The 15570-nt window shown below is 44.7% G+C and carries 17 protein-coding genes; 10 read left to right on the top strand and 7 right to left on the bottom strand.

What is annotated here, in order from left to right; translation table 11 throughout:
- The first annotated feature begins 129 nt into the window (after positions 1 to 129).
- From ATB78_RS07350 to ATB78_RS07330, 5 genes are all read left to right on the top strand, one after another.
- Positions 130 to 516 (top strand): DUF3302 domain-containing protein, encoded by a 387-nt coding sequence (locus ATB78_RS07350; RefSeq protein WP_005438987.1) that lies wholly within the window; start codon positions 130 to 132, stop codon positions 514 to 516.
- Positions 516 to 1646, top strand: a complete 1131-nt coding sequence (locus ATB78_RS07345) for an HlyD family secretion protein (protein ID WP_005438989.1) — start codon at positions 516 to 518, stop codon at positions 1644 to 1646. Before ATB78_RS07350 ends, ATB78_RS07345 begins: the two co-directional genes overlap by 1 nt.
- Positions 1647 to 1956: 310 nt before the next feature.
- Complete coding sequence (locus tag ATB78_RS07340) at positions 1957 to 2505, top strand: ECF-type riboflavin transporter substrate-binding protein (RefSeq protein WP_005432209.1); 549 nt, start codon at positions 1957 to 1959, stop codon at positions 2503 to 2505.
- 6 nt (positions 2506 to 2511) lie between these two features.
- A complete protein-coding gene (locus ATB78_RS07335) occupies positions 2512 to 4293 on the top strand; it encodes a DUF3744 domain-containing protein (RefSeq protein ID WP_061008254.1) in 1782 nt (593 codons plus the stop codon).
- Positions 4290 to 5129 carry an energy-coupling factor transporter transmembrane component T gene (locus tag ATB78_RS07330; RefSeq protein ID WP_061008253.1) on the top strand — a complete coding sequence of 280 codons (840 nt, stop codon included), beginning with the start codon at positions 4290 to 4292 and terminating at the stop codon, positions 5127 to 5129. Before ATB78_RS07335 ends, ATB78_RS07330 begins: the two co-directional genes overlap by 4 nt.
- A 104-nt stretch (positions 5130 to 5233) precedes the next feature.
- Here ATB78_RS07330 and ATB78_RS07325 read toward each other — a convergent pair whose 3' ends face one another.
- Positions 5234 to 6415, bottom strand: coding sequence for an MFS transporter (locus ATB78_RS07325; RefSeq protein ID WP_061008252.1), 1182 nt, complete (start codon positions 6413 to 6415; stop codon positions 5234 to 5236).
- A gap of 175 nt (positions 6416 to 6590) precedes the next feature.
- Positions 6591 to 7058, bottom strand: a complete 468-nt coding sequence (locus ATB78_RS07320; RefSeq protein ID WP_061008251.1) for a YhcH/YjgK/YiaL family protein — start codon at positions 7056 to 7058, stop codon at positions 6591 to 6593.
- 306 nt (positions 7059 to 7364) lie between these two features.
- Here ATB78_RS07320 and ATB78_RS07315 point away from each other — a divergent pair, with 306 nt between their 5' ends.
- From ATB78_RS07315 to ATB78_RS07305, 3 genes are all read left to right on the top strand, one after another.
- Positions 7365 to 8243, top strand: coding sequence for an NAD(P)-dependent oxidoreductase (locus ATB78_RS07315; RefSeq protein WP_005438999.1), 879 nt, complete (start codon positions 7365 to 7367; stop codon positions 8241 to 8243).
- A gap of 243 nt (positions 8244 to 8486) precedes the next feature.
- The gene (locus tag ATB78_RS07310; protein WP_061008250.1) at positions 8487 to 9233 is read left to right on the top strand and encodes a metalloregulator ArsR/SmtB family transcription factor; all 747 of its coding nucleotides are present in this window, start codon (positions 8487 to 8489) and stop codon (positions 9231 to 9233) included.
- An 834-nt stretch (positions 9234 to 10067) separates the two neighbouring features.
- Positions 10068 to 10313 (top strand): hypothetical protein, encoded by a 246-nt coding sequence (locus tag ATB78_RS07305; protein ID WP_005439002.1) that lies wholly within the window; start codon positions 10068 to 10070, stop codon positions 10311 to 10313.
- 37 nt (positions 10314 to 10350) lie between these two features.
- Here the strand turns inward: ATB78_RS07305 and ATB78_RS07300 are convergent, their stop codons facing one another.
- The 3 genes from ATB78_RS07300 to napG form a co-directional block, all read right to left on the bottom strand.
- Positions 10351 to 10602, bottom strand: a complete 252-nt coding sequence (locus ATB78_RS07300; protein ID WP_061008249.1) for a hypothetical protein — start codon at positions 10600 to 10602, stop codon at positions 10351 to 10353.
- 204 nt (positions 10603 to 10806) lie between these two features.
- Positions 10807 to 11661 carry a quinol dehydrogenase ferredoxin subunit NapH gene (napH, locus tag ATB78_RS07295; protein WP_061008248.1) on the bottom strand — a complete coding sequence of 285 codons (855 nt, stop codon included), beginning with the start codon at positions 11659 to 11661 and terminating at the stop codon, positions 10807 to 10809.
- The gene (gene napG / locus ATB78_RS07290; protein ID WP_061008247.1) at positions 11661 to 12431 is read right to left on the bottom strand and encodes a ferredoxin-type protein NapG; all 771 of its coding nucleotides are present in this window, start codon (positions 12429 to 12431) and stop codon (positions 11661 to 11663) included. The genes napH and napG overlap by 1 nt, the downstream gene beginning before the upstream one ends.
- Before the next feature lie 405 nt (positions 12432 to 12836).
- Here napG and ATB78_RS07285 point away from each other — a divergent pair, with 405 nt between their 5' ends.
- A complete protein-coding gene (locus ATB78_RS07285; protein ID WP_005439016.1) occupies positions 12837 to 13337 on the top strand; it encodes a GNAT family N-acetyltransferase in 501 nt (166 codons plus the stop codon).
- 60 nt (positions 13338 to 13397) lie between these two features.
- On the opposite strand, the gene ATB78_RS07280 is transcribed toward ATB78_RS07285, so the two are convergent.
- Entirely contained in the window at positions 13398 to 14381 is a 984-nt protein-coding gene (locus ATB78_RS07280; RefSeq protein WP_061008246.1) for an aminoglycoside phosphotransferase family protein, read from the bottom strand.
- A complete protein-coding gene (locus ATB78_RS07275; RefSeq protein WP_061008245.1) occupies positions 14381 to 14656 on the bottom strand; it encodes a GNAT family N-acetyltransferase in 276 nt (91 codons plus the stop codon). The genes ATB78_RS07280 and ATB78_RS07275 overlap by 1 nt, the downstream gene beginning before the upstream one ends.
- 155 nt (positions 14657 to 14811) lie before the next feature.
- Between ATB78_RS07275 and ATB78_RS07270 the strand changes: the two genes are divergently transcribed.
- A complete protein-coding gene (locus ATB78_RS07270; protein ID WP_009704960.1) occupies positions 14812 to 15546 on the top strand; it encodes a flagellar brake protein in 735 nt (244 codons plus the stop codon).
- Positions 15547 to 15570 lie beyond the last annotated feature (24 nt).

Genomic DNA, 15570 nt, shown 5'->3' with positions numbered 1-15570 from the left:
TGCATGCCGTATCTCTCAATAACAGCGCATCGAGTTATAAATAACTTGATTCACTTATTGTTTCATCAAATACTTAAACAGTTAATTTACGTAAGTTTTTCTATTTAGCAACAAGCACAGGGAAGTAAGATGTTTCTAGACTATTTTGCACTTGGGTTACTCATTTTCGTTGCTTTGGTTATCTTCTACGGAATCATTGTGATTCACGATATTCCTTATGAAATAGCAAAAGAGCGCGAGCATCCTCACCAAGACGCTATTCATTACGCTGGCTGGGTAAGCCTTTTCACACTTCACGCCCTTTGGCCTTTCCTTTGGATTTGGGCGACATTATGGCGCAAAGAACGAGGCTGGGGCTTCAAACAACTCGAACAAGAAACGCATGATATCCATCATCGCCTCGAAGAGCTAATAGATGAAGTCAACGAATTGAAAAAAGAAGTCTCTACGCTGAAAGGCGAAAAGCCAGCGTCAAGCACTCCAGCACAAAAAGAACAAGGTAAGGAGGAACAATAATGGATTTACTACTGGTTCTGACTTACGCCGCGTTATGTATCGCGATTTTCAAAATCTTCAATATCCCATTGAACAAATGGACAGTTCCGACCGCTGTTCTTGGTGGTGTAGTGTTGGTCGGTACACTTATCTTGCTGATGAACTACAACCATCCGTTCACGCAAATTGGTAACCAAGTCTTCTCAACCACACCTGTCGTCTCTGGCGTTCGTGGCCGAGTGATTGAAGTGCCTGTTCAACCAAACCAACCTCTACAGAAAGGCGACGTGCTTTTCCGAATCGATCCCGTGCCTTTCCAAGCTGAAGTCGACCGACTAAGAGCAAAAGTGAAAGAAGCAAGTCAGGGTGCACTAGGTCTTGAATCGAATGTTCAAGAAGCAGAAGCTGCGGTATTAAAAGCCCTCGCTGAACGAGATAAAGCACAGCGTGAGTTTGACCGTTACCAACGTGGTTTCGATCGCGGCGCGTTTACAGAGCAACAATTGGATACTCGTCGACAAGCATTCAAAGCTGCGCAAGCTGCATTAGAAGTTGAACAATCGAGACAAAAGCAAGCGCAAATCGCACTCGAATCTGAAGTTGGTGGTGAAAATACTCAAGTTGCCTCTCTATTGGCTGAATTGAGAAAAGCAGAGTTCAACCTAGAGCAAACAGTCGTTACCGCACCAACCGACGGTTACGTCACTCAGCTTGCCTTGCGCCCAGGTGTAATGGCGGTACCTCTGCCTTTAGCGCCTGTAATGACCTTTGTTCATACCGAAGAAAAGCTATATACCGCCGCGTTCCGTCAAAACTCTCTGCAACGCCTAGAGCCGGGGTTTGAAGCGGAGTTCATGTTCCGTGCACTACCGGGTAATGTATTTAAAGGCGAAGTGGTTGAAGTTCTACCTGCGATTGGGGAGAGCCAATTCCAAGCTCGTGGTTCTCTACTTGGCACTGAAGCATTACGTACCAGTGGCCGTGTATTTGTGACTCTCAAAATCACCGATGATTTAGCTGAGTTCCACTTACCTATGGGTACCGCTGTAGAAGTTGCGGTTTATTCCGATAGTTTCACCCACGTTTCTATCATGCGAAAAGTCCTTATCCGTATGAAGAGCTGGCAAAACTACCTATACCTAGACCATTAATTTAATGGCGAAAAACGAATCAAAAAGTGTAATCAGGGGCTGACAGTCAGCCCCTGTTTTCATTCTAGCCATCCAGACAGATAGCATTCCCACTTTTATCAATATTCTGTATAATGCGCGCCTTATTTTTGATGCTTGCTGAAAAACTAAGCCAGTCAATGGGATGCGTGAATCCAATCACACATTTCTTGAAGAAAAACAGAGCAAACAATAAGCAGCTTGGTTGTTTCCTAACTTTGTTACACAATCAGCGCTATAAAACAAAGCAAGTGAACGTTCTTTAAAATCGACAATTGAACTGAGGTTATCTATGAATCTTTCTGCTAAAACCGTAGTGGTTATTGCAATCGGTGCTGCGCTATACGGCATCGGCGGTTTGCCAATGTTTGGCATTCCTGTGTTTGCAAACACGACGCTGAAACCAGCAATGGCGGTATTGGCATTGTTCTCAGTGTTATTCGGCCCTCTTGTAGGCTTCTTGGTTGGCTTCATTGGCCACTGGGTTACTGACCTATTTGCAGGCTGGGGCGTATGGCTAACTTGGGTACTTGGTTCAGGTATTGTCGGTTTAATTATCGGTCTTTTCCCTTCTCTAACACGCAACCGCTTAGAGAAAGGTGACTTCAATATGAAAGATTTCGCGTTGTTCGTGGTGCTTGCTCTATTGGGTAACGTATTTGGTTACGGCTGCTCAGCCTTCCTAGACACCATCTTGTATGCAGAACCGTTCACTAAGGTATTTACACAGCTGTCGATCATCGCACTGGGTAACACCATTCTTATTGCTATTGTTGGCTTCTTCATTCTTAAGTCTGTCGCAAAACGTAACAAGCAAAGCCGCAACTTAACAGAGGCTTAATGTCGAATGACAATCGAATTTTCTAACTTCTCTTTTAGATATGAGTCGCTGGACAAACCGACACTAAAAAATATCAATCTAAGGATAGAGAAAGGAGAGAAAATCGTCATTATCGGTCCAAGTGGTAGTGGTAAATCTACCCTTGGCCAATGTCTTAACGGACTGATCCCACACGCTATCAAAGGGGAAACCAGTGGCCAACTGACCATCAACGGTCAAGACACCGCCCCTTTTGACATGCACCAATTCACCGAACAAGTTGGTACCGTACTACAAGATACGGACAGCCAATTTGTTGGGTTGAGCATTGGTGAAGACATCGCATTCGCGTTGGAAAACCAATTGATGTCTAACATCGACATGTACCCATTGGTCAAAGCAACGGCCAAAATGGTCGATTTGGAACAGATGTTAGATCGCTCCCCTCACGATTTATCAGGCGGTCAGAAACAACGCGTTTCTTTGGCGGGTATTTTAGTCGATGACGTCGACATCTTGTTGTTTGACGAACCACTTGCTGCCCTTGATCCAAAGACGGGCAAAAAGACCATCGAGATTATCGATGATCTGCACTGTGAAACGGGCAAAACCATCATCATTATCGAGCACCGTCTTGAGGATGTACTGCATCGCTCTGTTGACCGCATTATTCTGATGGAAAGCGGTGAAATCATCGCAGATACCACACCAGATGAAATCTTAGCGTCCCCGCTTCTTGAAGAATACGGTATCCGTGAGCCTCTTTACCTTTCTGCTTTGAAAGAAGCAGGCTGCGCGATTGAAGGCGATGCAAAACCATCGAGCTTAAGTACATTGCCATTGGCGCAATACCAATCCGCCGTCAGCGCATGGTTTGAAGCCTCAAAAGCAACCAATGTTGAAAAACAAGCCGAGACTCTTCTGGCTGTTCGTAACCTTACCTATTCATACGATGGTGAGAAAAACGCGCTTGAAGACGTTAGCTTCGATGTAAAACGCGGCGAATTCGTTTCGGTTTTGGGTAAAAACGGCTCTGGTAAATCCACCATCACTAAACTTGTGATGGGCGTGATTGAACCAGACCAAGGCTCGATGATCTTGAACGGCCAAGACTTAAATGAGCTAACGATTTTCGAGCGTAGCCAAAAGGTTGGCGTGGTAATGCAAAACCCAAATCATATGATTTCGCATCACATGATTTTCGACGAAGTGGCTTTCGGCCTGCGTAACCGTGGTGTTGAAGAGAAACAAGTCGAAGCGAAGGTATTGGAAGTCCTTGAGCTGTGTGGTTTGAGCAAGTACCGCCACTGGCCAATTGAGGCATTAAGCTACGGTCAGAAGAAGCGCGTAACGATCGCATCGATTCTTGCCCTAGAGCCTGAGCTTTTGATTCTGGACGAGCCTACTGCTGGTCAGGATTATCGTAACTACACATCAATGCTGAGCTTCATCGAGAAGCTTAATCGCGAACTTGGCATTACGGTGATGATCATCTCTCATGACATGCACTTGGTCTTGGAATACACCACTCGTTCCATCGTGATTGCTGACAGCAAGTTGATTGCCGACGCGCCAATGACTGAAGTGTTTAGTTCCCCTGCACTGTTAGACCAAGCGAACTTGGCGACAACTAGCTTGTATGAACTGGCCACTGAGTTAGGCATTGAGAATACGAACGACTTTATGCAGCACTTTATTGACGTTGAAAAAGCGCGTCGAGAGCGTGAAAACAACGCCGATATCCAAGCTTCAGAAGCTCAAGATTCACAAAATAATGATGCTAAAAACATTGAGAAAGTAGTGGCATGAAAGACAACAAGATGAAGTTTGGTATCAACTACATCGATACCCACTCGCCACTGCACAAACTCAATGGCATCACCAAGTTTTTGATGTTCATTGCATGGGTAACGGTGGTACTTACGACCTTTGATTTGCGCATCATTGCTCTACTGATCGTTGTAGGTCTTGGTTTGTTAAAAATGACCAAGGTACCTTTCCATGTGTACAAGCCTTTACTGATCGGTACAAGCAGTGTTTTGTTGATTAATGCGCTGTTTATGTTTGCATTAGCACCGCAGCAAGGCAGTGAATACATGGGCTCAAAAACGGTATTACTATCGTTACCGGGTAATTACTCACTCACCCAAGAGACCTTGTTCTATCTGGTCACCGTGACACTGAAATACTTCAGCATGTTCCCAATTGCCTTGGTGTTTGTGTTTACTACGCATCCTACTGAGTTTGCAGCAAGTTTGAACCGCATGGGTGTGCCTTACAAAATCGCCTATGCCGTCAGTTTGACCTTACGTTACTTGCCAGAAGTGAAGAAAGACTTCGTGAACATCATGCACGCTCAACAAGCTCGTGGTGTTGAACTGAGTAAGAAAGCGCCGTTGTTTACCCGGATGAAGAACGTTTCTAAGATCTTAGGCCCGCTGATTTTCTCTAGCCTAGATCGCGCTGACCAAATCTCTAACGCGATGACATTGCGTGGTTTTGGGCGTCACTCTTCTCGTACTTGGTACAGTTTAAAGCCGCTGACCAAAGCCGATATGATGTGTATGGCGGGCATCGCCGTGATTGTTACCGCAGCGATTAGCAAACGCGTTATAGACACTCAACTGTTTTGGTATCCGTTCTAAACGAACCAGTCTCACGTTGAAAACTGAATACAAAAATGGGATGCCTCTGCATCCCATTTTTATAACCAGCTTTCGCGTTAAGCTATTGAGTAGTAAGTACTAACTTAGTTCCATCTCAACACACGCGTTTCGTTACCCTCTCCCGGCTTAGCTGGGATATTTAAAGACAGTAACAAGCTTACCCCGGCCATAGCCGCACCAATGTAAAACACGCTTGAAGGTGAAACCAACCAAATCACACCAAAGGTTACCGGAATCACGACAGCAGCAATGTGGTTGATGGTAAACGCCACACCAGCCGTTGATGCCATGTCTGCCGGATCGGCAATCTTCTGGAAGTAAGTTTTGATTGCGAGAGCCAGTGCAAAGAACAGATGGTCAATCACGTACAATGCTGCCGCCCACTCCGCAGTTTGCACTAAACCGTAACCGACGAAGACAAAAATCAATCCCACATATTCAAACATCAGTGCTTTGCGCTCACCAACGGCTCCGATAAAGCGACCAATACGTTTAGCAAACAGGAAATTGAACAAATAGTTGATTAAGAAGAGAAGCGTAATGTCTGCAGCCGAATAGCCAAACTTCTCAACCATCAAGAACCCGGCAAAAACCGTGAAGATTTGACGTCGAGCACCGCTCATAAAGGTCAACGCGTAGTAAAGCCAGTAACGCTTACGCAGAACAAGCTTTTTATTTTGTGGCACTTCCGTTTTGAATTCAGGGAACGCAAACGCCATCACCATGATCAGGATAAAACCCGTACCACCTGCTAACAAATAGACCGTCTTAAAATCCAACTTCAGCTGTTCTAGCAGTACCCAAATCGCCCCATAGGTAATTAAAGACGCCAACGCCCCAACCGAGATGAACTTACCCAGCATCTCTGGCGCTTCTTCTTTAGAAAGCCATTGTAAGGACAAAGATTGCTTCAATGTTTCGAAATAGTGGAAGCCAGTCGACATCAACAAGGTTGTGAAAAGAAGTCCAAACAAAGATGGGAAGTAACCTGTGATTGCCGTGCCCAGTGTCAACATGGCGAGCGAGATCAACATAAAACGTTGCTCGCGGATAAACAGCAAAACAAAGACAACAGTGAAAGCAAGGAAACCGGGAATCTCACGCACACTTTGCAGTAAGCCGATATCGGCTCCATCAAAGTTGGCTTTTTCGATAACGAAGTTGTTCAGCAGCGCCATCCAAGTGGAGAAGGCAATAGGAACAATAATGGAAATCAGCAGAAGAAAGTTTTGTGGCGTTCTCCAGCTTTTTTGTGGCGTATTCATGATGAGTCCTTAGAATATGAAGCCGCCATCATACCGCCAAATGTAACAAATTCGCAATATCATTATTATTTATTTACTTTCTGTTTTTTACTTAAATTTCCGAAAGTTAGAATAAAAAACCGCCTCTAAACTTGCGTTTTAAAAGCGGCTATGTCGTTATTTTTTAAAGTTTATTTTACAAAAAATCTTTATGTACTTTGATGATTGCCTTACGAACTGATGCCGGTCCTGACTCTGTAACAACCAATGGACGATGTGGTTGCCCCGGATAGAAAATAATGAACTCTCCGGTCCCCACTTTTATGAACTTCTCATCAACCAACTGTTCACTAAAGGCCACGTCTTTATCTGCTAGAAGGTCTTCTTCTATTGCTGTGAAAGGATTCAAACTGTAGCCAAATACCTCTTCACCTTCGAGCAGGATTTGTACATCGAGATAGTTACGGTGGATTTCAGAACGTCGGTGTTCAAGTGGCTGAGTTTGATCTTCAACCACCATCATAAAAGCCGGTTCTCCAAATAACTCATACTTACCATTTTCAATCGGTGTGCTGAGCTTATCTTTTGCTATCTCGATGACGCTTTGCAGCTTAGGAGATAAATAAGAAAGGAACGTTAAGTGTGCTAAATGTCCGGTGTACATAAATGCCTCAAGTAAATAAAACAAGATATATTTGTAATACAAATGAACCTATTCTACTTACGAAGACTTGTATGCTCGCCAGATCACAAAACCGTGAATTCATGCCTCTAGCTTTTTAACCTTTTCAGGCGTCAAAACTGAACGTAAGCCATTGATATAAATTAAAAACAAAAACATAAAATTTAATTCACTAGAAGAAACTGAGATCCGACAACACATTTGGGGAATTTTTTCATTGCAAATTCCAGACGGGCGAATATTATAATGACCATATAATCATACAATAGTATATTTTAGGAGTTAGATATGACAAAACCTGTGATTGGTTTCATTGGACTAGGTCTAATGGGCGGCAACATGGTTGAGAACCTACAAAACCGTGGTTACGAACTAAACGTAATGGACCTGAACAAAGAAGCGGTTGCAGCGTGTGTTGCTCGTGGTGCGAAAGAAGCAAGCTCTGCAAAAGAACTGGCTGCAGCAAGTGACATCGTGATGCTTTGTCTAACCACTTCAGAAGTTGTAGAAAAATTGGTTTACGCAGAAGACGGTATCCTAGCAGGCATCAAAGAAGGTGCAGTGCTGATCGACTTCGGTACTTCTATCCCAGCTTCTACTCGTAAGATTGGCGCAGATCTAGCGGCAAAAGGCGCAGGCATGATTGACGCACCTCTTGGCCGTACTCCTGCTCACGCGAAAGAAGGCCTACTAAACATCATGGCTGCTGGTGACATGGATACATTCAACAAAGTGAAGCCAGTACTTGATGAGCAAGGCGAGAACGTATTCCACCTAGGCGCACTAGGTTCTGGTCACGTGACGAAACTTGTAAACAACTTCATGGGTATGACAACAGTAGCAACCATGTCTCAAGCGTTTGCAGTTGCAAAACTTGCTGGTGTTGATGGCCAACAACTGTTCGACATCATGTCTGCAGGCCCATCAAACTCACCATTTATGCAGTTCTGTAAGAACTACGCTGTAGATGGTAATCCAAACCTAGGTTTCTCTATTGCAAACGCAAACAAAGACCTTGGTTACTTCCTAGAGATGGTAAAAGACCTAGGTACTGAGTCTCTTATCGCTGAAGGTACTTCTGCAAACCTACAATCAGCGCTAAACGCTGGTCTAGGTCAATCTGACGTACCAGTAATCTTCGACTACTTCACTAAGCTAGAGAAGTAATTCGGATTGAGCCTTACTGCGCAAACGTCGCAGTAAGGCTACTTTACTCTTCCCGCTATAACTTTGTATTCCGCACTTTTCTATTCTCCACTTTTTCATCACGATTCTTCATATCTAGCACGTCTAAACGGTTAATATAGAACCTGATGCACGTTCGGGTGCTTCTTGTTCACCCCATGCAGCGTTATACTGTCTTCTATCAATGGTCACAGTGGCATACGCCTCCGCATTTTTTAGTTTGATATGATGAAAAAACAAGTCCTATTTCTTTGCACTGGTAACTCCGCTCGCTCGCAACTTGCCGAAGCGATCTTTAACCACATGGCAGGAGACCGTTTTCATGCTGACAGCGCAGGCGTTCACCCAAGTGAAGTCGACCAAAGAGTGTTTGAAGTTTTAGATGCACAGAACATCACAAGTGAAGGACTTCGCTCTAAAGATTATGCTGAAGTTGAAAACAAGCACTACGACTTTGTCATCACCTTATGTGACAACGCAAAAGATGAATGTGTTATTTTCGAACAAGATGTCGATCAGCTGCATTGGAATCTTGTTGATCCCAAACCATTGGAAGGCATTAAGCCATTTAAAAATACCGCCAAAGAACTGATTGAGCGCATTAGCCTATTTTTGCTCCTCAACAGCGAAGAGAACAACACACATGTTGACCCGAGCAGCTTCTTTAAACTGATGAGCGATCCGCTACGCTTGAAAATATTAATGCTTTTGGAAGACGAGCAAGACTTGACGGTCACAGATCTTAAAAACGCGTTGAATGAAAGCCAGCCGAAAGTCTCTCGCCACTTAGCATTATTGCGCGATACCACGTTCTTAAAAGACACACGCCAAGGGCTTTGGATTCATTACCGTTTATCGCCATCTTTGCCAATGTGGATCAAGCATTTACTGCAAACGGTTCGCGTTGGTAACCCTGGTATCATTAACGTTGAGAAATCGCGCTTAAAAGCCGCGCAACAGAACGAGCAATAAGAGCTTCACTCCCACCACACCGCTACATTTAATCCAGAGACACTGCTGAGTATTTTTATTTGAAGCAGTGTCACCTTGTCATCGTTTCGTCAATTCTATTGCTTGGTAATTACCCAAGTTCAACAAAAATTTAAACCATTGATATATAAAAATAATAAAGCACAATCTTTCCGCTTTTGGGTATAACCCATACCTCTTCGTTTTAGATGAGCAAACTAACCATTTTTCTGTTGGGCATCGACCAAAATCGCTTTATTTAAGATGCCTTTTTGAACACACCGGCAAACGATATTGTAGGTGTCTTGCTACTACGGTCCCGACTCCAGCTGGTAGCAGTTTGTGACTCCACATAAGCCTTGCCCACCTACCACTCCATAGGTGGGCTTTTTTTTCAAAAAATGCAGTGTGTAGGCATTCCAGACCGATATGTTTTAAAGGTGATAACTTCGGCTAGTATTCATTGAGATATCATCTGAACATCAGCCAAACAACTGGCTCAATCAATATTTCATCTTTGATACTCGGGAATACCCATGCGAAACGCTAAAATCGCGAAGACCATTTTGTGGGTTGTGGTCAGCAGTTCGATACTTTGGCGGCAGCTAGTCAGCATGGACTACTTGCTCCATTAAACAAGCAGACCGCACGCCTAGTGATAATGAGGTAAAACCTCATCGAAAGCCCTTTTCTCACGGAAGAGAGAGGGCTTTCAACTTTCCGTACCGACCTAAACGGCTATAGTCATCTGGATGATGAACAATCTTGGGAATGCCTAAATCCTTTTTAGTACCGATGCTAAATTAAGCACCGAATTGAGAGATTAGGATTCATGAGATGAAATACGCATTTTCAGTGATGTTATTGTCACTGCTTCCTGTGGTCGCAAACGCTGGCCCTATCGACCCGAAATGTAGCCCTAAGAAGCTGGCTAACGGTGTAACGAAGGTTGTAGGTAACCGTTGTACGCTTGATGAGACGATCGCGGATACTACGAAAGAAGCGCTAGGCGTCGACCATCGCGTTAACCCTAAGAAGCGACTAGAAAGAAAAGGCCTTATCAAAGACGAAAAGTCGGACTAAGCGCCCACCTTCCATTCCTTCCTAAAATGGCCAGTGTTTATCGACACTGGCCATTTGGTTTTAGCTCAACCGAAGCCCCCTCGCCTTTAATGGTCGTAGGCCCAATATCAAAGCGGCATGCTTCGCCACTAAGGTAAACGGTATTCAATAGATTGTGCTCTTGATAAGTGACTCTGACTTGAGACTCCATAGGAGCAACAACGATGATGTCAACTTCACGTCCAGTGGGTTGAGCTTGGTTAGCACAGCCAGCGCTAAGTAAAACAAGAGGAACTAAGAGGCTTTTCATAACAGTAGAGTTTTTCATTCACGTCATAACAGTCAAAAAAAACCACCCAGATACAAGGGTGGTTAATAAAAAGGAATACGCTATTTCTATAACAGTGATGAATCTTAATTAAGCTCAATAATATTTTGATGGCATCGAAAAATTAAGCAAAACTAGACTGCCTACCAGCTAAACTCGCTCTTTGTTCTCTTACTCTTTGTTTTGTTATTCAATGTTCTTCACATTCAGTCGATTCTGGAACTCAAACACCTTTTCAGGACACACATCTAAACAACGCCCACAACTCATACAGGTTTGATCCATCACGCGACGGTCGCCTTCTTTTAACGGTTGACGCAAAATCTCCGGCTCGGGGCAAACATAAAAACAATCCATGCACTTAGTACAGTCTTCTCGGCGCACGGCAGTGACTCGCATTAAACTCTTGCTACCAATCACACTGTACGTTGCTCCCAGTGGACACAAATGACCACACCAGCCGTGCTCAACTAGCAATAAATCCAGCACAAACACCAATAAGATCAAAACCCAGCCAGCGCCCATGCCAAATACCAAACCACGATGTAGCGCCGCAACAGGGTCAAGCCAAGTCCAAAGCACCGAGCCCGAAATCGCGCTGCCAAGCATCAATGCGGGGATTAACCAATAGCGAATGTTTGGCGACCAACGATAGCTCGCTTTGAGGTTGAGTTTTCTGCGCAGCCACGCAGCAAAATCCGTCACGATATTGAGTGGACATACCCAAGCACAAAAAGCGCGCGGAGCAAGAATCGCGTAAAACACCAACACAATCGCTACGCCTAGGAAAGCGTTGAACTCTGGAATATGACCTGTGGCGAGAGACTGTAATACAATCAAAGGATCGCTTAATGGCACGGTATTAAGCAGCATACTGGAAGACAAATTGCCTTGCAGAATGCCCCATGTTGGCCCTGCCATAAACAGAACAATGATGGTCAGTTGGCATAATCGACGTAGAATGAGAAAACGATGCGCATGCCACCATCCCAGTTTTTCGATGGCTTCTTTGCCAGCATCTTGCGCTAGGTTCTTGGCCATTATTGACCTCCTTTGAGCGACTCAAGCGCACCACTTGGTACTGGATTATCTGCTGGTAAGACATTTTCAAGCGGCTTGTCGATTTCTTGCCAGCCAAAGTTGTAGTGACTACCAACCTTACCTTTGGCGAGATCGGTCGGCACCACTTTGATCGCTGCCACATCAAGCACGCAAGCTTGTTCGCACTTGCCGCACCCCGTACACACATCAGAATTGACGGTCGGGATCAGTTTCGCGTGATAGCCCGTTCTGTCATTACGAATATTTTCCAATGTGATCGCTTCATCGATCAGCGGGCACACACGGTAACAAACATCACAACGTAAGCCTTGCCAGTTGAGGCAGGTTTCGTGGTCGATCAGCACAGCCGTCCCCATTCTCGCATCGTCTATATCGGTGAGGTCATGATCCAGCGCACCGCTAGGACAAGCCACGACACAAGGAATGTCTTCACACATTTCACAAGGAATATCGCGCGCAGTAAAGTACGGTGAACCATTGGCAACTGGGGATAGCAGACTCGCAAGCTTCAAAGTGTCATAAGGGCATGCCTGAACACACAACCCACAACGAATACAGGCAGACTCAAAATCACCTTCTGGCAAAGCGCCAGGCGGGCGAATAGGCACACCTTTAGTTTCGCGCGCTTGGCTCTGCAAAGACTGCAATCCAAGAACACACGCTGCCGCACCCACACCAGCGGCGGTACGGGCAGTGTCACGCAAGAATCGACGTCGACTTTGCGAGACTTTTGACTGAGAGGATTTCATTATTATTTTCCTCAAACACGCTCTAATTGCTCTTAAACAAGTTAAGCATAAATAGCGCTAAAAAGGCGTGCTCCCCATACCCCATAAGAGGTAACTCCAACCTGTCTTGATTAAAATCAACTCGTTGCAGATACCAACTTCACACTTTGATAAAAATGAGTTTATTTTAGTCAATACAACTTCACCATTATTCTCCATAAAGGTGATGTTCCTTAGTACAAAAATTCAACGGAAAATCACTCTCATTGGTATTTTCAATGATAATTCACTATAAAAAGTGAAAGTTAGAGGTTCGTAACATACTAATTTAAAAGCCATTTGAAGGGTAAAAGTAAAAAAAGGCTATTCAAAGTGACGTTCTCTGGTTAGATTGAAGTTAATTCCAACAAACCACAGGAGAGAAGCATGGAAATTATCGTTCGTCCAACCACTGTTGAAGACGCCGCTGCGCTAGTCGAAATTTATTCGCAACCAAAAGCACAACGTGAAACCCTGCAACTCCCTAAGCCATCTCTCAAGATGTGGGTTGAGCGACTATCGAACATGCCAGCTGGTGTGTATAGCTATGTTGCAGAAATCGATGGCAAGGTAGTGGGAAACATTGGATTTCATCATTCACAGCGCCCGAGAACTTCGCACACCGCCTCGTTTGGCATTGGTGTTCATGACAAGTTTCACGGCTTAGGCGTGGGAAGTGCGCTGATTAGTACGGTGACAGAGCTGGCCGATAACTGGTTAAATGTAAGACGTATCCATATCGAAGTGAATGCCGATAACGACGCTGCAATAGGCCTGTATAAAAAGCACGGCTTTGAGATTGAAGGTGAGTTTGTTGATGCCTCTTTCCGAGACGGTGAGTTTATCAACACCTATAGCATGGCTCGCATTCGAAAACCGAAAAACTAATAGTTATCCACCATGATAAAACTCCCGCTTTTTCACTGTGAAATCCTGCGGGAGTTTTTATTACTGCTTTAAGTCCAAATAGTCTAACGCTCGTTTCGTTAACGATTCGGTATATGGGTTAATCTTCCAGTGACTAGGACTCCAGCCTTTCACAAAGCGCTGAAAATCCGCCCAAGCAACAGCGAACAATGGTCGCCATTCTTGCTCAACCACAGAAGCATCAAGCTTAGGCTGATAGTGTTTAAGTGCACTATCTAGGGCGTCAAAGTAGGTATTCAGCACCCAAAATTCCATCTCTGCACACTGATCCGGTTCTACAGCACTGCTCATAAACAGCGCCACGTCTTTCATCGCACAGCCATGGCCTACATACTGAAAATCTACTGCTGCAACGGCTGAGCCTTCATCATCAAAGCAAAAATTGGCCAGCTTAGCGTCACCATGAACCAGTGTTTGAAAACGCGCCTGATGCAAAGTGCTATCAATCATCTCTGCGCGTTGCTTGAGCCTGTCATTTTGCAGTGCGGCCAATTCATCAGGTCTTGTGTCCAAATGCCAATAGGTACCTGTTGGCCATAAAGTGTCATCACTAACACCAATATAGCGCGCGTGGAAGTTTGCCAACCAAACCAAGCAGGCTTTCAAGTGTGCTTTACTCGCCTCTTTAATCACGTTTGGATAACCGGCTTGAGCGAGGTCTTCCATCACAATCAGCCATTCATTTTCGTTCTGAAAACATTTGAGCCCTTGCGGGATTCGGCAACGTTCGTCGGCTTGTTTGCTAAAGTGCTGATACCAACTCACTTCAACCTGATAAGAATGCAGCTTACGTTGATGGGAGCGTTCGGTGTTCCAACCACGCGGATGTTCCGATGTTTTAGGAAGTTGAACGTGTTTAACGATGATAGAGCGGCATTGAAAAGTCAGCCGAACTAACTCACCATAACCACCCCATAGAGATTGAATCACATCGATGCGTTTAAGCGAACCGAGTTTGAGCTCGTCACTGATGTTTTGATAAAGCGGATTGTTCATTGGCTCCATTATGCGAGTAAATGCGCCCATTCAGGGTGTGTTGCCATGTATTTAATCACGTAAGGGCAAACGGGTACAACGCGATAGCCTTGTGCTTCAATCTCTGGCAAGACGGCTTCCATCATCACTTTGCCATAGCCTTTACCGCGCACTTCTTCAGGTATTAGCGTGGATGTTATGTGCATCTCTTGTCCATCAAGCATATAAACCACTTTTGCTTTGTGGTCTTGCTCTAAATCGACCCAAAAAATTTGGCTTGTTGTGTCTTGTGTCACTTTCTGCATTATCCGTGCCCCACTTTTCACTCGTACTTTATTGAAACCAGCTATGTGACTGCATAGAATGATATCCACGCAATAGTCTAGTCATTTAGTACTACCATAACATAGCGCAAAACCGTCTTCTCACATTAGGTACGACAATAATAATGAGAAATATGATGACGAGTGCAAGGGACAATCGTTCGTCTCTTACAAATAAAAAAGCACCAGAACGTCAGGCAAGCACATTAAACAGCACCGATGCAATGGCAATGGTGGAACATGGAAGTGAAGTGACACTTAACGTCACCACGCCAGTAGGCACCAAGTTCATCACCACCAGTACATTTATGGGCTGTCATTCCAACAATACCGCGCTGATTGAGCTCCCAAATATCTCCGACGAGGATTTGAAGTTTTACTTTCAGGAAGGCTTCTGGATTAACGTAAAAGCCTATTCCCATCGTGGTGAAGGCGCCGTAATCCCTTTTCGAGCCCAGCTTCAGCACCGTTTGGGCGACCCATATCCATTATTGGTACTGAGTCTGCCTAACACCATGCAGGTTTATCAACTGCGAAAAGAAGTGCGATACGAAGTGAATCTGCGTAGCCGCCTTCAGTTCGAGCAATACCGAGCAGAATGTGAAATACGAGACCTTTCCAAGAGTGGCTGTCGATTTGTCACCTCACCGATGAGTAGAACGCTCCAAGTCGGTGATCTTGTCACTCTCGACATAACGATGCCGGGTAACGGACGCATGTTAGCGCCACTAAAAGGGCGAATCTGTAACTTACAGAAATCGACACACTACGCACGATACGGAGTCGAGTTTGATGATTTCGGAAAAGCAAATGCCAAAAACCTTTTAAGTCACCTCAAATTTGATGGCACCAAGCTAACGCTGAAAGGATAAACCAGTCCATATCCAACGTGTGAA

Source organism: Vibrio sp. CUB2, assembly GCF_001557945.1.
Classification (GTDB): Bacteria; Pseudomonadota; Gammaproteobacteria; order Enterobacterales; family Vibrionaceae; genus Vibrio; species Vibrio owensii.
This window is presented reverse-complemented; position numbering and strand designations above follow the sequence as displayed.